The organism is Streptomyces sp. NPDC096324, from assembly GCF_044763015.1.
Taxonomy (GTDB): domain Bacteria; phylum Actinomycetota; class Actinomycetes; order Streptomycetales; family Streptomycetaceae; genus Streptomyces.
The window spans coordinates 98,705-120,198 of the sequence record NZ_JBIWFK010000007.1; the positions used below are offsets into that span (position 1 = coordinate 98,705).

At 70.7% G+C, this 21,494-nt stretch carries 16 protein-coding genes and 1 tRNA gene; 9 read left to right on the top strand and 8 right to left on the bottom strand.

What is annotated here, in order from left to right; all coding sequences use genetic code 11:
• Positions 1 to 32: 32 nt before the first annotated feature.
• The 3 genes from ACIQ7M_RS20360 to phoU form a co-directional block, all read right to left on the bottom strand.
• Entirely contained in the window at positions 33 to 3,950 is a 3,918-nt protein-coding gene (locus tag ACIQ7M_RS20360) for an ATP-binding domain-containing protein (protein ID WP_403646135.1), read from the bottom strand.
• A gap of 286 nt (positions 3,951 to 4,236) precedes the next feature.
• Positions 4,237 to 4,389, bottom strand: coding sequence for a hypothetical protein (locus tag ACIQ7M_RS20365; RefSeq protein ID WP_328451008.1), 153 nt, complete (start codon positions 4,387 to 4,389; stop codon positions 4,237 to 4,239).
• Positions 4,390 to 5,259: 870 nt separating this feature from the next.
• Positions 5,260 to 5,949: a phosphate signaling complex protein PhoU gene (gene phoU, locus ACIQ7M_RS20370; RefSeq protein WP_339130165.1), complete on the bottom strand. Its 690-nt coding sequence runs from the start codon at positions 5,947 to 5,949 to the stop codon at positions 5,260 to 5,262.
• 243 nt (positions 5,950 to 6,192) lie between these two features.
• On the opposite strand from phoU, the gene ACIQ7M_RS20375 reads away from it, so the two are divergent.
• Positions 6,193 to 7,473 carry an ATP-binding protein gene (locus ACIQ7M_RS20375; protein ID WP_355759776.1) on the top strand — a complete coding sequence of 427 codons (1,281 nt, stop codon included), beginning with the start codon at positions 6,193 to 6,195 and terminating at the stop codon, positions 7,471 to 7,473.
• Complete coding sequence (locus ACIQ7M_RS20380; protein ID WP_037622332.1) at positions 7,470 to 8,150, top strand: response regulator transcription factor; 681 nt, start codon at positions 7,470 to 7,472, stop codon at positions 8,148 to 8,150. Before ACIQ7M_RS20375 ends, ACIQ7M_RS20380 begins: the two co-directional genes overlap by 4 nt.
• 178 nt (positions 8,151 to 8,328) lie before the next feature.
• On the opposite strand, the gene ACIQ7M_RS20385 is transcribed toward ACIQ7M_RS20380, so the two are convergent.
• Entirely contained in the window at positions 8,329 to 8,991 is a 663-nt protein-coding gene (locus ACIQ7M_RS20385) for a DUF461 domain-containing protein (RefSeq protein WP_386980607.1), read from the bottom strand.
• Between the two features lie 1,040 nt (positions 8,992 to 10,031).
• Here ACIQ7M_RS20385 and ACIQ7M_RS20390 point away from each other — a divergent pair.
• The 6 genes from ACIQ7M_RS20390 (at position 10,032) to ACIQ7M_RS20415 (ending at position 16,808) form a co-directional block, all read left to right on the top strand.
• A complete protein-coding gene (locus tag ACIQ7M_RS20390; protein WP_003953493.1) occupies positions 10,032 to 10,514 on the top strand; it encodes a CarD family transcriptional regulator in 483 nt (160 codons plus the stop codon).
• A gap of 346 nt (positions 10,515 to 10,860) precedes the next feature.
• Positions 10,861 to 11,613 carry a 2-C-methyl-D-erythritol 4-phosphate cytidylyltransferase gene (gene ispD / locus ACIQ7M_RS20395; protein WP_355773737.1) on the top strand — a complete coding sequence of 251 codons (753 nt, stop codon included), beginning with the start codon at positions 10,861 to 10,863 and terminating at the stop codon, positions 11,611 to 11,613.
• A complete protein-coding gene (gene ispF / locus ACIQ7M_RS20400) occupies positions 11,603 to 12,172 on the top strand; it encodes a 2-C-methyl-D-erythritol 2,4-cyclodiphosphate synthase (protein WP_386989281.1) in 570 nt (189 codons plus the stop codon). The genes ispD and ispF overlap by 11 nt, the downstream gene beginning before the upstream one ends.
• Before the next feature lie 342 nt (positions 12,173 to 12,514).
• Positions 12,515 to 13,915, top strand: a complete 1,401-nt coding sequence (cysS, locus tag ACIQ7M_RS20405) for a cysteine--tRNA ligase (RefSeq protein ID WP_403646144.1) — start codon at positions 12,515 to 12,517, stop codon at positions 13,913 to 13,915.
• 118 nt (positions 13,916 to 14,033) lie between these two features.
• Complete coding sequence (rlmB, locus tag ACIQ7M_RS20410) at positions 14,034 to 14,978, top strand: 23S rRNA (guanosine(2251)-2'-O)-methyltransferase RlmB (RefSeq protein ID WP_355773732.1); 945 nt, start codon at positions 14,034 to 14,036, stop codon at positions 14,976 to 14,978.
• Between the two features lie 123 nt (positions 14,979 to 15,101).
• Complete coding sequence (locus tag ACIQ7M_RS20415) at positions 15,102 to 16,808, top strand: DoxX family protein (RefSeq protein ID WP_403646955.1); 1,707 nt, start codon at positions 15,102 to 15,104, stop codon at positions 16,806 to 16,808.
• Between the two features lie 200 nt (positions 16,809 to 17,008).
• Here ACIQ7M_RS20415 and ACIQ7M_RS20420 read toward each other — a convergent pair whose 3' ends face one another.
• From ACIQ7M_RS20420 to ACIQ7M_RS20430, 3 genes are all read right to left on the bottom strand, one after another.
• A complete protein-coding gene (locus ACIQ7M_RS20420) occupies positions 17,009 to 17,740 on the bottom strand; it encodes a nucleotidyltransferase family protein (RefSeq protein WP_329300396.1) in 732 nt (243 codons plus the stop codon).
• 146 nt (positions 17,741 to 17,886) lie between these two features.
• Positions 17,887 to 18,336 (bottom strand): hypothetical protein, encoded by a 450-nt coding sequence (locus ACIQ7M_RS20425; protein WP_355773729.1) that lies wholly within the window; start codon positions 18,334 to 18,336, stop codon positions 17,887 to 17,889.
• Positions 18,337 to 18,582: 246 nt separating this feature from the next.
• Entirely contained in the window at positions 18,583 to 19,719 is a 1,137-nt protein-coding gene (locus ACIQ7M_RS20430) for a sn-glycerol-3-phosphate ABC transporter ATP-binding protein UgpC (protein ID WP_355763355.1), read from the bottom strand.
• Positions 19,720 to 19,958: 239 nt separating this feature from the next.
• Here ACIQ7M_RS20430 and ACIQ7M_RS20435 point away from each other — a divergent pair.
• A tRNA-Thr gene (locus tag ACIQ7M_RS20435) sits at positions 19,959 to 20,032 on the top strand.
• A gap of 46 nt (positions 20,033 to 20,078) precedes the next feature.
• On the opposite strand, the gene ACIQ7M_RS20440 is transcribed toward ACIQ7M_RS20435, so the two are convergent.
• A complete protein-coding gene (locus ACIQ7M_RS20440; protein ID WP_403646149.1) occupies positions 20,079 to 21,464 on the bottom strand; it encodes a tyrosine-type recombinase/integrase in 1,386 nt (461 codons plus the stop codon).
• Positions 21,465 to 21,494: the final 30 nt, after the last annotated feature.

Genomic DNA, 21,494 nt, shown 5'->3' on the forward strand with positions numbered 1-21,494 from the left:
GTCGGTCGAGTCCTGGTCAATCGGTCAATCGGTCAATCCGTCAGGCGCAGGGCCGTTCGCGCGTCCTGGCCGTGCCAGCCGGACGCGGTTCGCCATACGACGTGTACGCCGAAGGCCTCCCGGATCGCGTCGGGAGCCCAGTCCTCCGTGGGGGGCTCGGACAGGATCAGGTACCGGGTGTCCGCGGTGCGTGTCTCCACCCGGTCGAGTTCGATGAGGCGGGCGGCTCCCGCGCGCAACTGCGGGTAGCCGGAACGGTCGGCGCCGAGCACCTCGTAGCGGACGAAGCCGTCCGGGCCCTCCAGGGTCGCGTCGGAGACCCGGGAGTCCGAAGGCCGGAGTCCCGCTCGCAGGAGTGCGGCCTTCAGTTCGTAGCGCACGGCCTCGTGCGTGTTGCAGTCCCGGTCGGCCTGGGCCTCGACGTCCAGTCGCCGCGCGAGTGCCTCGCTCCACGCCGTCCCTCCCTCGGACGGGGCGGGCTCGATCTCCAGGAGGGCGGCAGTGTTCATGGGGTCGGTGTCCTTCGGTTCGAGTGTTCTGCGCGGCTCGGTGAGTGGGGGCGTGATCGTTCCGGGGGGTGCCGTGTCCGTGTCCGTGTCTGTATCCGGGTCCGGTTCCGGGTCTGTGTCCGGGGCCGGCTCCGATTTCGAGTCCGGTTCCGAGTCCGGTTCTGAGCCCGCTTTCGAGTCCGTGCCCGACTCTGATTCCGCGTCCGCGTCCGCGTCCGTTTCCGTTTCCGCTTCCTCGTCCGTTCCGGTTGGCATTTCGGTTGGCGCTCCGGTCTCGTTCGCGGTCTCGTTCTCGGGCTGGTGCTCGTGCTCGATCTCCGGCTGGTTCTCGGGCTCGGGGGCGGTCTCGGTCTCGGTCGAGAGGCCCGTCTCGGTCGGCGTCCCTGTTTCCGGGCCGGTGTGGAGCCGATGGCGGAGTTCGTCCCGGGCCCGGTCGAGGGTGTCGGTCCAGTGGCGGAACGCCGGGTCGTCCGTCAGGGCGGCTCGCAGGCCGGGAGCGTCCGACCCGATCGCCTGCCGGGTGTGCTGGGCGAGGTCCGCCAGCTCGCTCAGCCGGTCGCGGTCGGCGGACCCCAGCAGACGCCAGACGCTCAGCCAGTCGACCCGGTCGCGTCGCAGGCAGCGGGCGGCCATGCCCTTCAGCTCGGAGAGCAGGGCCGTCGTCTCCGGTGAGGGCGTGCCGTCCCCGTGGGCGATGTCCCGCAGGACGCCGAGCGCGGCCTCGTAACGGGGGACCATCCGGGAGGAGATGGGGCGGCGGCCGAAGTCGCCGGCCGAGACCAGGCTCAACTGGCCCTCGTTCCGGGTCACCCAGCCGTCAAGACGGGAGCCCGTGGCCGGGGTGGGTTCGCCGTGGCGCGGGACGAGGAGGACGGTTCGCTCGGTGGCGGGCGCGAGGACCTTCACCTTCAGATGGGAACCCGGACCGGGCCCGAGCACCCGCATCTCGACGGGCGTGCCCACCGGCAGGTCGTCGCCGGTGGAGGCGTGGGGGTCTGAACCGCTGGACATCGTCCCGCTCGGCGACTGCCCGTTCGGTGACTGCGTCGCCGTGGGCGCCAAGTAGGCGTACGCGGAACTGACTTCACCGTTCCCGTCGTCGTCCGGCCTGCCCAGTTCCGGCGGCAGCGGTGTCGTGTGGAGGATCGTCAGCGTCTGGGTGCTCCTGGACAGGGCGACGTACAACTGGCGCAGCCCGGCGGGAGTCTGGTCGGCCATGGCCGCGGGCTCCAGCACCAGGACGTGGTCGAACTCCATGCCCTTGGCCTGGGCGGCGGGGAGTACGGACACGGTCCGCAGGGTCTCCTCGGTCATGCCGTCCATGAGGCCGACGCGCCGGCGGACCTCCTCCAGCCAGCCGGAGTCGTCGGGGACGACGACGGCGATCGACCGGGGGGTGCGGCCGTCGTTCGTGCCCGCGAGGAGTGCGGTACGGGTCGCCGCGTCGTCCAGCAGTTCCCACGGGGTGGTGGGGACGATCCGTACGGCTCCGTCCCCGGCCCTTCGTACGGCCGTGGGGTAGGGGAGGGAGGGGGCGATGGCCCGGGCCAGGGGTGCCACGAACTCCATGATCTCCGCGGGGACGCGGTAGCTGGTGTTCAGTTCGGCCACGCGCCAGTCGCCCTGGGCGGACAGGATTCCTCCCAGTCGTTTCCAACTGGTGTAGGAGTGCGGTCCGGTGGCCTGGGCCAGATCGCCGAGCACGGTCATCGAGCCGGTCGGACACCGTCTGCGCAGCGACCTCGCCTGCATCGGGGTGAGGTCCTGTGCCTCGTCGACCACGATGTGCCGGTACCTCCGGGGGCTCTCGCCCGCGATGAGGAAGCGCAGCTCTTCGAGACAGACCAAGTCGTCGATCGTCCAGGGTTCTTCAGCGGCGCTGTCGGCCTTCCGCCTCTGCAGGGAGGCCTGTTCACCCCGATCGAGGATTCCCTCGGCACACTCGCGCAGCCTGGTGGGGGAGTTGAGCAGACCACGCAGTGCCTCCTCGGCGCTGAGCGCGGGCCAGATCCGCTCCACGAGGGTGGCGACCTGCCGGTTGCGCTCCAGCTCGCGGCGCACGGTCGCGTCCCTGCCGCGGTGCGGGGCGATGCCTACGAGTTCCCCCAGCAGCCGGTCCACCAGCAGCGTGCGGAACCGGTCCCGGCGCGCACGGTGGCCCTCGGCTCCCTCACGGGCGTCCAGGAGGAGACCGAGCACGTCCGAGCGCGCCAGACGCAGGGAGGTGCCGCCCACGACAACGACGAAGGCCGGTTCGTCCTGGGCGTGGGACGGGGCCGAGACGACCGTGTCGAGGGCCTCGGGGCGGCACTCGCTCTCCACCCGCCTGCGCAGCACGGCCGCCATCCGTTCGTCGGACTTCACCAGCCGGGCGGTGGGGGAGTCCGAGCCCCGGACCTCCCCTTCCCAGAGGCGGGCGAGCTGGACGGCGGTGACGTTCCGGGTGCCGAGGGTCGGGAGTACGCGCCCCACGTACTCCAGGAAGTTCTGGTGCGGGCCCACGACCAGGATGTCCTGTGCGCGGAAGTGGTCGTTGTTGACGAGCCAGGTCACCCGGTGCAGACCGACCGCGGACTTGCCGGTGCCGGGTCCGCCCTGGATGACGAGGACGTCCGTGGGGGAACCGGTGACCAGGGCCATCTGGTCGCGCCTGATCGTCTCGACGATGTCGCGCATCCGGCCGCTGCGGGAGCGGCGCAGCTCCCGCAGGAGGAATTCGTCGACCGGCTGCGGCTTCTGACGGCGTCGGCCGGGGGGCTGTCGCTGGGCCGGGATCGTCCGCGGCCGTGCGTGGCGGCCTCCGGCGGGCGGGGCGTTGGTGCCGTCCGCGTCCTGCGGGGAGTCCTCGGCGCCGAGGGCGTCACGGGTGTCCAGGACGTCGGGGTCTCCGGGGATTCCGGGAAGCCCCAGGGCTTCGAGCGGTCCGGGCTCGTCCGTGAACGCCGCCGGCAGGACGCCCTCCAGGCCCGGCTCCGACGAGCCGGGGTACGGACCGCTGGGCGGGCTGATCTCGTCCAGGAAGTCCTCGACCAGGCGCCCGGCGCAGCGTAACTGGCGTCTCAGGAGCACCTCGCCCGGTGTCTCCGGCCGGGCGTTGTACCAGCTCACGGCGATCGGGTTCGTCCAGGAGACGACCACCTGATCGCGGGTCTCGGTGTCGAAGACATGGCGTCGTCCGATGTAGAACGTCTCCGGCTCGGCGTCGCCCGCCTCCTGGACGTCGACACGGCTGATGACCAGGGCCTCGCCCCCGAGTCCGCCGTACTCCTCCGCCGCGTTTTCCGCCTTCTCGCGGACCGCGATGCCGTCCTTGCCGCTCGCGGAAGCCGAGGCCGCCGACGGCGACGTCATCTCGGCGAGCCTGGCCTCGTAACAGTCGTAGGCGCGGTTGACGGCCTTCTGCTCTGTGGCGATGACCGCGTCCCGTGGTGTCGTGCTCACGTATGTCCCCTCCTTGCGACGCCCTTCGCGCCGCCGCGGGCCAGGGCCCGCCTCCCCTGTCTCAGAGGTAGCAGAGTTCGCCGGTCAGACCACGGTCAATCGGACAACAGCACCACAATCGAGCAGATTTCGGTCGGGCCCGAGCACATCCGGTCCTCGCGCGTACGTCTTCGCGCGACGGGCGGAGCCGTGAATGGCGGGCGGGATCGCGCGGCGGGGTCGGCGGTGGGTGAAGGACGAAGGGCCCCGTCGTGGTGACGGGGCCCTTCGGGACGTACGTACGTGATCAGCCGCACTGGCAGGGATTGCCCGACTGGCAGCCGCAGCCGCAGCCTGAGCCGCAGCCGCAGGCGCCGAACAAAGGGAGGTTCTTGATCTCGGCGGGCTGTTGGGTGTCGCGGTCCTGGGTCGGGTCGGGCGTGCTGGGGGATTCGGCCATGGGTCCCTCCTTCAGGCACGAAGGCGTCCGGCGCACACCGCGCCGCACGGCTTCCGTCGCCCATCTCATGCCCAGCCCGGCGGGCGCATCAACGGCGCACTGAGGCGTCTTACGCGCCCAGAGCGCGAATCCCGCGCGGGGCGACCCACCACGAGGCGGCACCACCCCACCCCACCCCAAAACCGGGGACCACCCCCGGAAGGGGGCCCGTCGACTTCCCCGGCAGGGCCCGGCTCCATCCAGATCAGCCTGGCTCCGCCGCCTCCCGGGGAACGGCCGGCGCCCTGCCCCCACCAGGGCCCGTCCCCGGGAGGACGAGGCCCCTGCGGCCTGCACCCGGTAGGGGCGGCCACCGTCCTGGTTCGTTGCGGCAAGGGCCGATCGCCCGCCCGGGGCTGGGCACCGTCCCGGTGTCCGCCCGGCAGGGACCGGGCACCGGGACGGCCCGGTGCCGGCAACGGCTGGGCATTTTCCATCGGCAGGGGCCAGGCGCCGACCCGTTCACCGTTCGGCAGAGGTCGGTCACCGTCGCGGCCCGTGCCCGGGTGGGACTGAGTCCCCTTCCGGGCACGGGACCAAGCACCGCCCAGTCGCCCGGAAGGGGCACGCATCATCCCCCGGTCCCCGCCCGGCAAGGGCCAGGCACCGCCCGGTCCCCGCCCGGAGGGGGACAAATGTCATCCCTCGGTCCCCGCCCGGCCAGGGGCCAGGCGCCGCCCGGCCCCGCCCGGAGGGGGCACGCTTCATCCCCCGGCCCCGCCCGGAGGCGGCACGCCCCATCCGTTCCCGCCCGGCAAGGGCCAGCCAGGCACCGCCCGGTCCCCGCCCGGAGGGGGCCAGGTGTCAGCCCCCGGTCCCCGCCCGGCAGGGCTACGCGCCCTCGACTCCCGTGACCGGCTGGATGTCCGACTGGAGATCGTCGGCGTGTTCGCCGGTGACCAGGTAGACGACTCGCTTGGCGACCGACACGGCGTGGTCGGCGAAGCGCTCGTAGTAGCGGCCGAGGAGGGTCACGTCGACGGCGGTCTCGATGCCGTGCTGCCACTTGTCGTCCAGCAGGTGCTGGAAGAGCGTGCGGTGCAGCAGGTCCATGTCGTCGTCGTCCTGTTCGAGCTGCATCGCCAGGTCGACGTCCTTGGTGATGATGACCTCGGCCGCCTTGGCCATCAGGCGCTGGGCGAGCTGGCCCATCTCCAGGATCGTGGCGTGCAGGTCGTGTGGGACCGCGCGGTCCGGGAAACGCAGCCGGGCCAGCTTGGCCACGTGCTGGGCCAGGTCACCGGAACGCTCCAGGTCGGCGGACATCCGCAGCGAGGTGACGACGATACGGAGATCCGTCGCCACCGGCTGCTGGCGGGCCAGCAGGGCTATCGCGCGGGCCTCGAGCTCGTGCTGGAGATCGTCGACCCTCTGGTCGGCGGCGATCACGCTCTCGGCCAGCTTCAGGTCGGAATCGAGGATGGCCGTCGTGGCGCGCCCGATCGCCGACCCGACGAGCCGGGCCATCTCGACCAGGCCGTCGCCGATCGAGTCAAGTTCCTCGTGATACGCGTCACGCATGTGGTCGTCCCTCTCGTACGTCAGCTTCCGGGGTCCGGGGTCCGGGACCTGCCAGTTCCGGCCACCGGCCGGCAGCCGGAGGGACCCTGGAACCCCACGCTCCCACGTTCGGCCCCGTACGCGTCCGTTTCCGGCATCTCAAGTGAATCAGTACTGGCTCCTGGGTGAACTCTGGGCGACGAGTGTTCGAGCTCGCACTCGGATGGCTGTGGCCAGGAGCTACGCCATGCCTAACCTGGGTGCATGGACGTGAACGCGGCGGTCGCCGCAGCGGCAGCGATCGCCGGAGTGCTCACCGGTGTCATCGCCATGCTGGCGTTCCGCTGGAGCGAGCGCGACCAGAAACGCCCGACCCGCACTTCCCTGCACACGGACGCCGTGCTTCCGCCCGGCGTCGACACCGTGCTCTCCGTGCTCAGGTCGTCCGCGGTCGTACTCGACGAGGCGGACGCCGTGGTCAAGGCCAGCTCGGCGGCGTACGCCCTCGGACTGGTGCGCGGCGGCAAGCTCGCCGTCGAACCGATGCTCCACATGGCGCGTGACACCCGTCGTGACGGGGAGATACGTCAGGTGGAGCTGGACCTGCCGAGAAGGGGCACGGGACGGGGAGAGGCCCTCGCCGTCTCGGCCAGAGTCGCTCCCCTCGGATCCAGGCTCGTCCTCCTTCTCGTGGAGGACCTGACGGAGGCGCGCCGCATCGAAGCGGTGCGGCGGGACTTCGTCGCGAACGTGAGCCATGAACTGAAGACCCCCGTCGGAGCGCTCTCCCTGCTCTCCGAAGCCGTCATGGACGCCTCGGACGACCCGGAGGCCGTCGAGCGCTTCGCCGGACGCATGCAGATAGAGGCCACCCGGCTCACCAACCTCGTACAGGAGCTCATCGACCTGTCGAGGGTGCAGAACGACGATCCCCTCGAGGACGCCGAGCCGGTCCGGGTCGACGAGCTGGTCGCCGAGGCGATCGACCGCTGCCGCCACCAGGCCGGCGCGAAGCAGATCACCATGGCCGCCGGCGGCACTGCCGACCTGAGCCTTTGGGGAAACCGGGGCCAGCTCGCCGCCGCCCTCGGCAACCTCGTCGAGAACGCCGTCAACTACTCGCCCGCCCGCACCCGCGTCGGCATAGCCGCCCGCCGGGTGACGGCACCCGGTGGCGAGCACATCGAGATCGCCGTGACCGACCAGGGCATCGGCATCTCGGACAAGGACAAGGAGCGCATCTTCGAGCGCTTCTACCGTGTCGATCCCGCCCGCTCCCGTGCCACCGGCGGTACGGGCCTCGGGCTGGCGATCGTCAAGCACGTGGCCGCCTCGCACGGCGGGGAGGTCACGGTGTGGAGCTCCGAGGGTCAGGGCTCCACGTTCACCCTGCGGCTGCCGGAGGCGAGTGCGGCCCGCGACCGTGTCACCACCGATCACCACATGCCCGGACTCGACGAAGAGGACGAGACCGGGCAGCCCGACGGGACGACCACCGTCACATCCCCGTACGAACCGCTTCCTGCCCCGGAGGTCCTTCCGTGACCCGTGTGCTCGTCGTCGAGGACGAGGAGTCGTTCTCCGACGCCCTGTCGTACATGCTTCGCAAGGAGGGCTTCGAGGTCGCCATCGCGACCACCGGGCCCGACGGACTGGACGAGTTCGAGCGCAACGGCGCCGACCTCGTCCTCCTCGACCTGATGCTGCCGGGGCTGCCCGGCACGGAGGTCTGCCGTCAACTGCGTGGCCGCTCCAACGTGCCGGTGATCATGGTCACCGCCAAGGACAGCGAGATCGACAAGGTGGTCGGACTCGAAATAGGAGCCGACGACTACGTCACCAAGCCCTTCTCCTCCCGTGAGCTGGTCGCCCGTATCCGGGCCGTCCTGCGCCGCCGCGGGGAGCCGGAGGAGGTCGCCCCGGCCGCCCTCGAGGCCGGGCCCGTCCGGATGGACGTCGACCGTCACGTGGTCACCGTCTCCGGCGGCAAGGTCGACCTTCCGCTGAAGGAGTTCGACCTCCTGGAGATGCTGCTGCGCAACGCGGGCCGCGTGCTGACCCGTATGCAGCTCATCGACCGGGTCTGGGGTGCCGACTACGTCGGTGACACCAAGACCCTCGACGTCCACGTCAAGCGCCTGCGCGCGAAGATCGAGCCGGACCCGGGCGCGCCCCGCTACCTGGTGACGGTCCGCGGTCTCGGCTACAAGTTCGAGCCGTAGACCGGCCTCGTGCCCGAGCGGTACGACACGGCAGTACGCCGAAGGGCGGGATCCCCGGAGATGGGGGTCCCGCCCTTCGGCGTACGGATCTGCCGCGCGCGGAGTACGTAGGGCCGTGCGGTGGTCGCCGGCCGCGTACGGGGCCGGAGACCGGCCCGCGTCCAGCGCGCGTCCGGGGTTACTGCCCGGTGGACGCCGACGCCGTGGCCGTCGCGCTCGACGACGCGTTCGTGCCGGCCTGGCCCTCGGAGGCGGACGCGGACGGGGAGCCCGTGGCCGACTCGGACGGCGACGTGGCCGGGGCCGAGGAGGTGGCGGGCGCCGACGGGATGTCGCTCGGGCCCCAGTCGGAGAAGTAGCTCTCCGCCGGGACGACGAAGGCGCCCAGGCTCACGTCACCGGTCTCGCTGAAGGCGAAGGTCAGCTTCTGGACGCTGCCGTTCAGGACGGTCTGGGAGGGGCTGGACAGCACCGCGGAGGCGTTGCCCTTGCCGCCGAGGACGACCGAGCCGCCGGCCGGGACGGTCAGCTTGCCCTTGCCGTCCGCGGCCTTGACCTCGGCGGTGCCCTCGCCCTCGACCTTGATCGAGTCCACGGTCTGGTCGGTGGTGCCGTTGTTGTACAGCGTCGCGGAGACCACGGCCGGGCCGGTGGCCTTCACATCGGGCTGGGTGATGACGAGGGCGTTCTGAACCTTGATCACGCCCACGGAGGTGGCAGCGTTGTCCGGCTTGATCTCGGACGTCTGGGCGTCGCTGCCGGCACCGCACGCGGCGAGCGAGGCGATCGAGAAGGCGATGACGGCGGCGGCGAGAGAGCCGCGTCGAAGGCTGCTGCTCACGGCGGCGGCAACTCCTTGAACGTGGGCGAAGCAGGGCGACCTCTGTGTAAAGCCGCCCTAAGGGTCTGTCAGCGGCCTTAGGTTACCGATCCGTTCCCGCCCGACCGCACCCGACCCTCCCCAAGCCCCCGACTTTGCTCACCCGGGTGAAACAAGGGGGCACGGTCGGGGCGGCCGACGCCGGGTCTCGGGGTTGGTCGGAAGGGCCCCGGGGGCCTGTCGGGCACCGGCTCGAGTGTCCAGGGCTGAGCCGGTGGGTCCGGGGGCTCTCTGCGTCCGGCTCGGCTGCCCGGAGCGGGGTTCTGTCCGGTGGGCGTCTTCGGTGTCGGTCCGGTGGGTGGGTCGGGGCCGTGCCGGTGCATCAGCCCGTCGCCGTCGGACGGAGAGGTGACCGTCGGTGGCGACGGGCATCGATGTACCGGCACGTCCCCTCGCGCCGGATCCCGGCCGCGGGTGGTTCGTGGTGGTGACGGGCGTTGATGTCGTGGAGGGGGTCGGGTGGGGGGCATGGGGTGTGGGGGTGGGCTTCTGTGCGACGCGTGTGCGCCCCTGGGCGACCGTTCGACACGCCGTGCGCCGGTGTGCGCCCATCGCTTTGTCGTGCGCCGGTCCGCCATTCACATAAGTTCCGCAGACTTACGCTTGCGCATTTCGCGGAATGAATGCCCGGCTCTCCGGGAAAAGGATCACGGTGTCATCGGGGGCCGCCGAGTGCGTGATCATCGATCGCCTTGATCAATTCCGGATTCGTCTCGTACTCGGCTCCGCCCGTCGAACGGAGTAGCGGAACTCGCGCTCTTGGAGCAGGACAAAACGGGATGTTCGGACCCTGGCGACGGGCTCCGGGTGTGTGTAACGTACGCGTTTCACTCCGCCTGGACAGCCGCTCCCACCTGCGAATACCCTCTTCCGCTCGCCCCTCGCAGCACGTTCCTGTTGCGGTTGTCAAGCCCCGAGATATGCCCTGACCTGCGAAAACGCCATTCAGAAGACGCCGTTTCCGTGTTACTCTGGATAGCCACGGAAGGGGTACCTGTCACATGACGTTCAAGGTTGGCGACACCGTGGTCTATCCCCATCACGGGGCCGCGCTGATCGAGGCCATCGAAACTCGCCAGATCAAAGGCGTGGACAAGACCTACTTGGTGCTGAAGGTCGCCCAGGGTGACCTGACGGTACGTGTGCCAGCGGACAATGCGGAGTTCGTCGGCGTACGTGATGTGGTCGGTCAGGATGGACTGGACCGGGTCTTCGAGGTGCTGCGCGCGCCGTACGCCGAGGAGCCCACGAACTGGTCGCGTCGCTACAAGGCAAATCTGGAGAAGCTCGCCTCCGGCGATGTCATCAAGGTCGCGGAAGTCGTGCGTGACCTGTGGCGTCGTGAGCGCGAGCGCGGACTCTCCGCCGGTGAGAAGCGCATGCTCGCCAAGGCGCGCCAGATTCTGGTGAGCGAGCTCGCCCTCGCGGAGAACACCAACGAGGACAAGGCCGAGGCCCTGCTCGACGAGGTTCTCGCGTCCTGACGCCGGCTCAGTCGCCGAGACGCGAGCCGTCTTGACGTACGCCCAAGCCTGCGCAGAAGCGCAATGAAATGCCGCGGTGCCCGATGACGCAATTGCTGTCGCCGGGCGCTGCGGCATGTTCGTACCCGCACCCATTCGGTAAACCGGCCGTTCACCCGGTATCGGCTTTCCCGCGGTATACCGGCGTATCCGATACTTGGGATGCCGAACCGGGCAGTCGACTTGACCGGATGTCACGGAAGGGTCCGGTCAAGGCGTCGCGCCCGGTGCTCCCCCAGCTCCCCGAGCAGGGGGTACCCCCAGGCCATACCCATCCCGGTCGAGCACACAAACCTGACAGGAACCGATGTCTGACGTTTCGCTCCCTTCGCCGCCGGAGGCCCGTACCGCCGCCGTGATCCCGGCCGCCGGACGAGGTGTGCGCCTCGGTCCGGGCGCCCCCAAGGCGCTCCGCGCGCTGAACGGCACGCCCATGCTCATCCACGCGGTCCGCGCGATGGCCGCCTCGCGTGCCGTCTCGCTGGTCGTCGTCGTGGCTCCGCCGGACGGCACGGCCGAGGTCAAGACGCTGCTCGACGCGCACGCGCTGCCCGAGCGCACCGACTTCGTCGTCGTCCCGGGCGGGGACAGCCGCCAGGAGTCCGTGAGGTACGGCCTGGAGGCGCTGCCGCCCGGCGTCGACATCGTCCTGGTGCACGACGCGGCCCGGCCGCTCGTCCCCGTCGACACGGTGGACGCCGTCATCGAGGCTGTACGGGACGGCGCTCCCGCCGTCGTGCCGGCGCTGCCGCTCGCCGACACCGTCAAGGAGGTCGAGCCCGCGGCCGTCGCGGGGGAGACCGAGCCGGTCGTGGCCACCCCGGAGCGGGCTCGGCTGCGTGCCGTGCAGACGCCCCAGGGCTTCGACCGCGTGACGCTTCTGCGGGCCCACGAGAGCGTCACCGACAACGTGACCGACGACGCGAGCATGGTCGAGCAGTTGGGCGTGCCGGTCGTGGTGGTGCCGGGCCACGAGGAGGCGTTCAAGGTGACGCGCCCGCTGGATCTGGTGCTGGCGGAGGCGGTTCTCGCGCGGCGGAGGCTCAACGATGGGTTCTGAGTCGCCGGAAGCGGCGGGTTCCACCGGGGCCTCGGAGCGGACGGCCGTTCAGGGGCCGGGTCAGGCCCCGGTCCAGGGACTGGTGCTCCCGCTGGTCGGGATCGGCACCGACATCCACGCCTTCGAGGAAGGGCGGGAACTGTGGTGTGCCGGCCTGAAGTGGGAGGGGGAGGGGCCCGGGCTCGCCGGGCACTCCGACGCCGACGTCGTCGCGCACGCCGCGTGCAACGCGCTCTTCTCGGCCGCGGGCCTCGGTGACCTCGGGGCCCACTTCGGCACCGGGCGTCCGGAGTGGTCCGGGGCGCCGGGGGTCGTGCTCCTGACGGAGGCGGCGCGGATCGTCCGCGAGGCCGGCTTCGTCGTCGGCAACGTCGCGGTCCAGGTCGTCGGCCCCCGCCCGAAGATCGGCAAGCGGCGGGACGAGGCCCAGAAGATCCTGTCCGAAGCGGTGGGGGCGCCGGTCTCGGTGTCGGGCGCCACGACGGACGGCCTCGGCTTCCCGGGCCGCGACGAGGGCCTGATGGCGGTCGCCACGGCACTGGTCGTACGAGCGGGCTGAACGGGCCGAGAGCACTGGCTGTTCGGGGACCGAGGGCACCGGCCGTCCGGGTGGTCGGAAGCATCGGCCGTCCGGGTGGTCGGAAGCATCGGCCGTCCGGGTGGTCGGAACCGGCCGTCCGGGTGGTCGGGAGCAGTGGTCGTCCGGCGGCCCGGTGGACCGGAGCACCGGTTCTCCGGGGGCCTGCGGTGCGGAGTACGGGCGTCCGGGTGCGCCGGGACCACCCGGCGGTCCCCCCGACGCTCCCCCGTACAGCCCCCGGCTCCCCCGTTTGTCACGAATACGTGGCCATGCTGTGGGAAGGGGCGCGGGGCACTGCCCGGGGCCCACTACCCTGGAGTGGTGACTATTCGCCTGTACGACACCAGCGCCCGGCAGATCCGTGACTTCACCCCGCTCGTGCCGGGTTGCGTCTCGATCTACCTCTGTGGCGCGACCGTACAGGCCGCACCGCACATCGGGCACATCCGCTCGGGCCTCAACTTCGACATCATGCGCCGCTGGTTCGCGTACCGCGGCTATGACGTGACGTTCATCAGGAACGTCACGGACATCGACGACAAGATCATCGTCAAGTCGGCCGCCCAGGGCCGCCCCTGGTGGTCCATCGGCTACGAGAACGAGCGCGCCTTCAACGAGGGTTACGACGTGCTCGGCTGCCTGCCGCCCACGTACGAGCCCCGTGCCACCGGTCACATCCCCGAGATGATCGAGATGATGCGCGGTCTCATCGAGCGCGGTCACGCCTACGAGGCCGACGGGAACGTCTACTTCGACGTGCGCTCGTACGACGGCTACCTCGAGCTCTCCAACCAGGAGCTCGAGAACCTGCTCCAGCCGTCGGGCGAGGGCGAGACCGGCAAGCGCGACCCGCGTGACTTCGCCATGTGGAAGTCCGTGAAGCCGGGCGAGCCGAGCTGGGAGACGCCCTGGGGCCGCGGCCGTCCGGGCTGGCACCTGGAGTGCTCGGCCATGGCCCACAAGTACCTGGGCAGCGCCTTCGACATCCACGGCGGCGGGATCGACCTGATCTTCCCGCACCACGAGAACGAGATCGCGCAGGCCAAGGCCTTCGGGGACGAGTTCGCGAAGTACTGGGTGCACAACGCCTGGGTCACCCTGAGCGGCGAGAAGATGTCCAAGTCCCTCGGGAACTCGGTCCTCGTCTCCACGATGACCAAGGTGTGGCGTCCGATCGTGCTGCGCTACTACCTCGGCACCCCGCACTACCGCTCGATGATCGAGTACAGCGAAGGCGCGCTGCGCGACGCCGAGTCGGCGTTCGCGCGCATCGAGGGCTTCGTGCAGCGGGTCGTCGAGAAGGCGGGGGGCGTGGTCGAGCCGGCCGCCGAGGTGCCGCCCGCGTTCGCCGAGGCGATGGACGACGACCTGGGCGTCCCCCAGGCGCTGGCCATCGTGCACACGACGGTCCGCCAGGGGAACTCCGCCCTGGCCGCCGACGACAAGGAAGCCGCCGTGGCGCGCCTCGCCGAGGTACGGGCCATGCTCGGCGTCCTCGGACTCGACCCCCTCGACCCCCAGTGGGTCGAGGACGGCGACCGCGGCGACGATCTGCACGGAGTCGTCGACACCCTCGTCCATCTGGTCCTCGACCAGCGCGAGGCCGCCCGCGCCCGCAAGGACTGGGCCGCCGCGGACGCCATCCGCGACCAGCTCAACCAGTCCGGCCTGGTCATCGAGGACAGCCCGCAGGGGCCGCGCTGGACGCTCGGACCGCGCTGAGCATCCGCTCCGGCGGTCCCGGCCGACCTCGGTCGGCCTTGATCGATTGTGCCGCCCGGACCTCCGGGCGGCACACTTCATTACGTACGCACGCACGTCTCACACAGACAGGTAGGTCATGGCTGCTAACAACCGCCGCATGTCCGGCAAGAAGGGCGCGCAGGTCGGCAGTGGCGGCCAGCGACGCCGGGGCCTGGAAGGCAAGGGTCCGACCCCGCCCGCCGAAGCGCGCAAGGGACACAAGAAGAACCGCGTCGCCAACGCCAAGGCGAAGCAGATCGTCCGCCGTCCCGCCCACCCCAAGGGCCGCGGCGGCAAGGGCACGTCCGAGATGGTCGTCGGGCGCAACTCCGTCGTCGAGGCGCTGCGCGAGGGCGTCCCCGCGATGACGCTGTACGTGCAGCAGTTCATCGACAACGACGAGCGGGTCCGCGAGGCGCTCCAGCTCGTCGCCGAGCGCGGCGGCATCCACCTGATGGAGGCCCCGCGTCCCGAGCTGGACCGCATGACCAACGGGCTCAACCACCAGGGTCTCGTCCTCCAGGTCCCGCCGTACGAGTACGCGCACCCCGAGGACCTCGCCGCCGCCGCGTACGACGAGGGCCAGGACCCGCTGATCGTCGCCCTCGACGGGGTGACCGACCCGCGCAACCTCGGCGCGGTCGTCCGTTCCGCCTCCGCCTTCGGCGGCCACGGCGTCGTCGTGCCCGAGCGGCGCGCGGCCGGCATGACCGCCGGTGCCTGGAAGACGTCGGCCGGTGCCGCCGCCCGTACGCCCGTCGCGCGCGCGTCCAACCTGACGCGGGCCCTGGAGGCGTACAAGAAGGCCGGCCTCGTGGTGGTCGGCCTGGCCGCCGACGGCGAGGTCGAGGTCGGTGAACTGGAGGCGCTGGGCGGCCCCGTCGTCATCGTCGTCGGCAGCGAGGGCAAGGGTCTGTCCCGACTCGTCGGCGAGACCTGCGACTTCCGGGTGCGGATTCCGATGCCCGGTGGCGCGGAGTCGCTGAACGCCGGTGTGGCGGCGGGAGTTGTCCTGTACGAGGCGGCGCGCCGCCGCGCCTGAACGGACGTCCGGGTGGTCACCCTCGCGGGGTGATCGGGGTGTTCTGAACGATCTTGACGCGGTCCGGACAGTTCCGCGTGGTCAAGGCAGTGTCCTAACCACACGTCACTCGGTTAGATGAGTGTGGACACCAGAACACCCCGCACACCCACGGGGGACCGCTCGTCGGGATTCGACGAGGTTCCCGCGCTGAGCATGGTGAAGGTGCCGAGCGATCCGGCGCAGGTCATCGTCAACCATGCGAGCTTCCGCGTCCAGTTGGCGGGTGCGTCACGGGGCCAGTCCCCGCGCATCGCGCGGCACTTGGGCTCTCCCGGCGCCGGTGCGCCGGGCCGAGCGGGCGGGGCCGGTCCGGCCGGCGGGGCCCGCCGCCGTGCGCCCGTCGTCTGGAGCGGGAAGTCCGCGCCGGACGACACCGGCGCCCACCGCCTGCTCCAGGCCGTACGGAGCGCCGGCGTGCCCCACGGCTCCACCGGGCTTACGCCCGAGGGCGGTTCGACGCAGCTCATCCCGCGCATCGGCGAACAGCCCGGCTACGCGGGCGATCTGACGGTCGACACGGTCGAGACACCCCTCGTTGGCAACCAGCGTTCCCCTCTCGGCGACGAGCAGCGGCTGCTGCCCCGGATGCGCAGCGTGGGCAGCGCGTACGAGGAACCGCGCTACGGCGGACCGCCGTACGGCGAACACGCGTACACGGACGGCGACTTCGGGGACGACGGCTTCGAGGACGACGACCGCTTCGAGGAGCCGGCGCGCGAGACCTCCGGCAGGCGGCGCGCTTCCGACACGGTCCGGCACGCGTATCACCCCGGGCGCCGGATGAATCTCGGCGTCGTGCTGCTCCCGCTGCGCGTCTTCCTCGGATTCATCTCCGTCTACGCCGGCATGGGCAAGCTCTGCGACCCCGTCTACTTCGATGGCGGCAAGCGCGGCTCGATGGTGAAGTGGCTCAACACGCTGCATCCGTGGGAAGTCGCCGAGCCGCTGCGGCAGTTCGCGCTCCACCACCCCATCGGCTCCGGACTCGTCATCGCCTTCTTCCAGGTCATCGTCGGCGTCCTGACCGTCCTCGGGCTGTGGCAGCGGGTGGCGGCCGTGGTCGGCGCGATGCTGTCGGCGGCGCTCATCGTCACCGTGAGCTGGAAGACGGTGCCCGTGTACGACACGCCGGACATCATCTACCTCGCCGCCTGGTCCCCGCTGATCATCGCGGGTGCCCCGGTCTACTCCGCCGACGGACGGCTCGCCGGCGAGGCCTGGCGGACGCTCGGTCCGCGCGCCGACATCTGGGACCTGCGCGCCCGTGTGCTGCGGCGGGGCGCGCTGCTCGCGGCCGTCGTCGTCGGACTGACCCTGCTCATCGGTTCCCTCCTCGGCGGCGCCGTCCGCGACTCCAGCCGGATCGTGGTTCCCGGTCCCGGCGACGCCCCGCGCAACGAACTGCCCGGTTCGCCGCTCCCCGAGACGCCCGGCGAACGGCACCGGAAGGCCACCCCCTCGGCCTCCGAGCCGCCGACCCGGAGCAGTTCCGCGACGCCGTCGCACACGGCGGGCACTCCGGGCGCCACCCAGGAGACCGACCCGGTCGGCGGCGGCCGGCAGCCCAGCCAGACCCAGGGCAGCGGCCAGGCCCCGCCCCAGCAGTCCACCCCGGTGGACCGGGCCCCGAGCACCGGCGCCGGTCCCTCCAGCGGCGGCGGCGGCACGGCGACCGGCGGCGGTGGCGGCACCGGCGGTACCGGCGGCACGGGCACCGGGAGCGGCACCTCCACCGGCGGGAGCTCGTCCACGGGCCAGCCGGGTCTGGTGGGCGGCCTGCTGGGCTGACGTCCCACCGACCCCGCGACGCCCGCACGGCCGGGCGCGACGACGGCAGGGCCCCGCACACGGATGTGCGGGGCCCTGCCGTCGTGTTCCTGGGTTGTGTCGTGCTGTTGCGCTGTCGTCCGGTCCCGCGTGCCCTGTACGGTCTCGCGGGACCGCGTGTGCGGGCCGGTCCGCGTCTCCTGGAACCGTGCGGGCGGCTCCTAGCGGCCCAGGGCCGCGAGTTCCTTCGCCGCCTCCGTGAGGTCCTTGGCGGTGTCGATGGCGCGCCAGTAGGCGCCCTGCGGGATCGGGAAGCCGGACAGCCGGCGCTCGCGGGCCAGGCGCGGGAAGGTGGTGCGCTCGTGGTCGCCGCGCTCGGGGAGCATGTCGGTGAACTCGGGCGAGAAGACGTAGACGCCCGCGTTGATCTCGAACGTGGAGGGCGGCGCCTCGATGAAGTCGGTGATGTGACCGAAGCCGTCCGTCTTGACGGCGCCCCACGGGATGCGCGGACGGGCCAGCGCGAGGGTGGCGACGGCGTCGCGCTCGGCGTGGAAGTCCGCCATGTCGCGCAGCGAGAAACGGGTCCAGATGTCACCGTTCGTCGCGTACCAGGGCAGGTCGGGGTGCGGCAGATGCGCGGCGGCGTACTTGAGGCCACCGCCGCGGCCGAGGGGCTCCGTCTCGACGACGGTCGTGACGTTCAGCGGCAGGTCGGCCGCGTCCAGCCACTTCTGGAGGACGTCGGCGAGGTGACCGCAGGAGACGACGACGTCGGTCACGCCCTCTTCGGCGAGCCAGGTGAGCTGGTGGCCGATGATCGGTGTCCCGGTGCCGGGAATCTCGACCATCGGCTTGGGCCGGTCGTCGGTGTAGGGACGCAGCCGGGAACCCTGGCCGCCGGCCAGGACGACGGCTTGCACGGGGCGCGACGCGGCGTTCGGATCGGTCATGTTCGAACTCTACGTGGCGCCCCGCACGCGCTTTCCCGCGGCAACCGTTCCTTAACAGGCTGTTACCGGACGGGCCGGAACCGGTGGGTGCCGGCCGGTGAGTGCCGATTGATGCGTGCGAGCCGGTGAGTGCCGACCGGTGCGTGCTAGAGATGGCCGACCGCGACCCCCGAGGCGAACGCCGTGTCGCACACGGGCCGGGCGAAGGACTGGGCGCGCGTCGGCCCGTACGCGCGGACCGCGGCGCGGCCGAGGGCGCGGGCGATGGACACGCAGTGCTTGGCGAGCGACGGACGGCCGTTCACCGCCTGTTGGAGGTGGGTGAGGGCCACGCCCGGGTCCTTCTCCTGGAGTTCCAGGAGCAGCTCGTCGCGCAGGACGTCCTGCGGGGTGCGGGAGACGGCTCGCGTCGAGACCTCCTCCGAGGACGCGGTGAGCACCGAGCTCGAGGGGTTCCCCGACCAGTTGACTTGGGTGACCGCGAGAGTCCCGGAGAGCACCAGGACGACAGGCAGAACGAGGGCGAGGGTCCGGCCGATCTGACGGGCGGGGCCACGGCCACGCCGGGGCCGCTGGTTAGTGGTGGTGTGCTTCACGCGAGTGAGGGTAGCGCGGGGTGATGATTTGGCGACATTTAGTCACCGGTTCGGGGGACGGGGAAGTTGGTTTTTCTGGGTAGCGGGTTGACGGGCGGCTACCGTACGGCGATCGAAATGCCCGGTCTGCCGGGGTATTTGTCGACAACGAAGAGGGCCCCGCGGTCGGCCGCGGGGCCCTCTTCGTCAACTTGGGTGAATTCAACCCTTACGGGGGTGAGTGCTTTCGCCCGGCTGACGCGGACGTCAGTCGGACAGACGCTCGCCCGTCGAGGTGGAGAACACGTGGATCTCGCCCGGCCGCGGCACGACGTGCAGCGTGGCGCCCTTGTCCGGGACGGCGCGGCCGTTGACGCGGACGACGAGGTCCTTGTGCTCGTCGCCGACCTTGGCGGAGCCGTAGACGTAGCCGTCGGCGCCGAGCTCCTCGACGACGTTCACGGAGACGGCGAGCCCGGCCGGGGCGTCCTCGGTGTCCTTGGAGAGCGACTTGGCGGCCTCGCCGTTGTGCTCGAGGACGTCGAAGTGCTCGGGGCGCACGCCGACGGTGACCGTGCGGTCGCCCTTGTCGGCGGCGGCCTGGAGGGCCTCGCGGTTGACCGGGACGACGCTGTTGCCGAACTTCACGCCGCCGTCGGTGATCGGGACCTCGACCAGGTTCATGGCCGGGGAGCCGATGAAGCCGGCGACGAAGAGGTTGGCCGGGCGGTCGTACATGTTGCGCGGCGAGTCGACCTGCTGGAGCAGACCGTCCTTGAGCACGGCCACGCGGTCACCCATGGTCATGGCCTCGACCTGGTCGTGGGTGACGTACACCGTGGTGATGCCGAGGCGGCGCTGGAGCGAGGCGATCTGCGTACGGGTGGAGACGCGGAGCTTGGCGTCGAGGTTCGACAGCGGCTCGTCCATGAGGAAGACCTGGGGCTCGCGCACGATGGCGCGGCCCATGGCGACACGCTGACGCTGACCGCCGGAGAGGGCCTTCGGCTTGCGGCCGAGGTACTCGGTGAGGTCGAGGATCTTCGCCGCGTCCTCGACCTTCTGGCGGATCTCGGCCTTGTTGACGCCGGCGATCTTGAGCGCGAAGCCCATGTTGTCGGCGACGGTCATGTGCGGGTACAGCGCGTAGTTCTGGAACACCATCGCGATGTCCCGGTCCTTGGGCGGCAGGTGCGTGACGTCGCGGTCGCCGATGTGGATCGAACCGCCGTTGACGTCCTCGAGACCCGCGAGCATGCGCAGGGAGGTGGACTTTCCGCAGCCGGAGGGACCGACGAGGACGAGGAACTCGCCGTCCGCGACGTCGAGCTCGAGCTGGTCGACGGCGGGCTTGTCGCCACCCGGGTAGATGCGGGTCGCCTTGTTGAACGAGACAGTGGCCATGGTGAGGGGCCCCCTTCACCGGCAGGAACGTGCCGGACGATCCGTTGTAAAGGTGGTGATCCACTATGGAAACGCCCATAGTGGTGTAGTCCATATGAGTGAACTGGGTCAGGACGCTACCTGGCGTTCATGTGTTCTGTCAGCACCCGGACACCGGTGAAGTTCGCGGAAACTCTCGACAGCCCCGCGCGGCGACGTGGGTACACTGCACGGGCACGTACGCCCCGGGCGCGCGTCAGGCCTCCTTAGCTCAGATGGCCAGAGCAACGCACTTGTAATGCGTAGGTCGTCGGTTCGAATCCGACAGGGGGCTCTCTTGCAAGCCCAGCTCAGACGTGGTCTGAGCTGGGCTTTTGCGTTCAGCGGATGCGGCGGCGACGCGCGGCGCGGGCCGCACGGGTGTCGGGGGTCTCAGTTGTGGTCTCAGCAGGGGCCTGCGGCGAGGGCAGGAAGGTGTCTCCCATCCGGCGCATCGCATCCTTCGAGAGGTGAGAGCGTCCCTTCACGTACCGCCGCGTCTGACTGATCTGCGTATGCCGAAGGATCTCCATGATGGTGACCATGTCCACGCCCAGCTCGTTCAGGATCGTGCCGGCCGTGTGACGGCTTCCGTCGTAGAGGCGGCGGTCGTCGATGCCTGCCTCGGCGAGCAGGTCCTTGAATTCCTCCCAGTCGGCCCGGGGGTCGAGCGGGCGCCCGTCGGGACGGGTGAATACGGCGCCGTGGTCCTCCCACTCGTCGCCCGCGGCTTCACGTAAGGCTTCCTGCCGGGCCTTGTGCTCGATCAGGAAGGGGATGAACGGCGGCGGGATCGGCACGGAATTGCGGCTCTTCTTCGTCTTGGGGCGGGTGAAGACGAGACCGCCGTCCTTCCGCTCGGGACAGGCACTCGCGTGCCCAGTGCACGTCTTCGGGCACGGCGAGGGGCATCCACGCTTGTATCCCCTGTGCGTGGTGCAGTCCGGCGGGCAGGGCTCGAATCGGTGGAGCCGTGCACCGCACGCGCCCGGAGCCTTGCAGCCGTGGCGCCACGTGAGCCGCTGCAACTGCCACTGAGGGTGGAACATCTCCCCTTCCAGGTCGACGTACGGCCACCGGAGGCCGAGGACTTCCCCCTGACGGAATCCCATGCCGACGCCGACGATCCAGCGCATCGAGGTGGGGCGCTTCGCCGCTGCTCGTAGGAAAGCTTTCGCCTCCTCGATCGTGAACGGGTTGGCCTCGGTCTCGTCGACGGTGGGCGGGTCAACGAGGGTGGCGACGTTCTCAGAGATGATCCGGCGACGGTGGGCGATCTTCAGGGCCCGCGACAGGATGCGGTGGACTTTCAGCACGTGCGAGGGTGCGTGTCCGTCGTCGAGCATCGCGCGGTACATCCGCTCCAGGTGCTCGGGGGCGAGCTTGTCGAGACGGTGTTGGCCGACGCCCGGGATGATGTCGTTGCGGGTCTTGGACCAGTAGTCGTCGAGAGAGCGCGGGCGGAGCTTGAGGCTCGCGATGTTGGTCAGGTAGTTCTCCATCCACGCGGCCACCGTGGGCGCCCGGCCGGCCTTCGGGGCACGGCCCTTGTCGCGGAGCCGCTCCAATTCCTTGACCTTGCGCCGTACTTCGGCCTCGGTCTTGCCACGACGATGGCGGCGGTCCGGGCTTCCGTCGTCCTTGACGCCCATGGTCACGCGACCGTGCCACCAGCCGTCGCCACCCAGGTAGATGGATGATTCCAGGTTCTGTCTGCGGGGGCTCATGCGCTCCTCCATGCGCGAGGCGGCCCCGGA

What these genes read in the sequence shown, in the direction of transcription:
- ACIQ7M_RS20365 (WP_328451008.1), bottom strand. Translation starts at nt 4,389, where the DNA reads ATGGCCGAATCCCCCAGCACGCCCGACCCGACCCAGGACCGCGACACC.
- phoU (WP_339130165.1), bottom strand. Translation starts at nt 5,949, where the DNA reads ATGCGTGACGCGTATCACGAGGAACTTGACTCGATCGGCGACGGCCTG.
- ACIQ7M_RS20375 (WP_355759776.1), top strand. Translation starts at nt 6,193, where the DNA reads ATGGACGTGAACGCGGCGGTCGCCGCAGCGGCAGCGATCGCCGGAGTG.
- ACIQ7M_RS20390 (WP_003953493.1), top strand. Translation starts at nt 10,032, where the DNA reads ATGACGTTCAAGGTTGGCGACACCGTGGTCTATCCCCATCACGGGGCC.
- ispD (WP_355773737.1), top strand. Translation starts at nt 10,861, where the DNA reads ATGTCTGACGTTTCGCTCCCTTCGCCGCCGGAGGCCCGTACCGCCGCC.
- ispF (WP_386989281.1), top strand. Translation starts at nt 11,603, where the DNA reads ATGGGTTCTGAGTCGCCGGAAGCGGCGGGTTCCACCGGGGCCTCGGAG.
- rlmB (WP_355773732.1), top strand. Translation starts at nt 14,034, where the DNA reads ATGGCTGCTAACAACCGCCGCATGTCCGGCAAGAAGGGCGCGCAGGTC.
- ACIQ7M_RS20420 (WP_329300396.1), bottom strand. Translation starts at nt 17,740, where the DNA reads ATGACCGATCCGAACGCCGCGTCGCGCCCCGTGCAAGCCGTCGTCCTG.
- ACIQ7M_RS20430 (WP_355763355.1), bottom strand. Translation starts at nt 19,719, where the DNA reads ATGGCCACTGTCTCGTTCAACAAGGCGACCCGCATCTACCCGGGTGGC.
- ACIQ7M_RS20440 (WP_403646149.1), bottom strand. Translation starts at nt 21,464, where the DNA reads ATGAGCCCCCGCAGACAGAACCTGGAATCATCCATCTACCTGGGTGGC.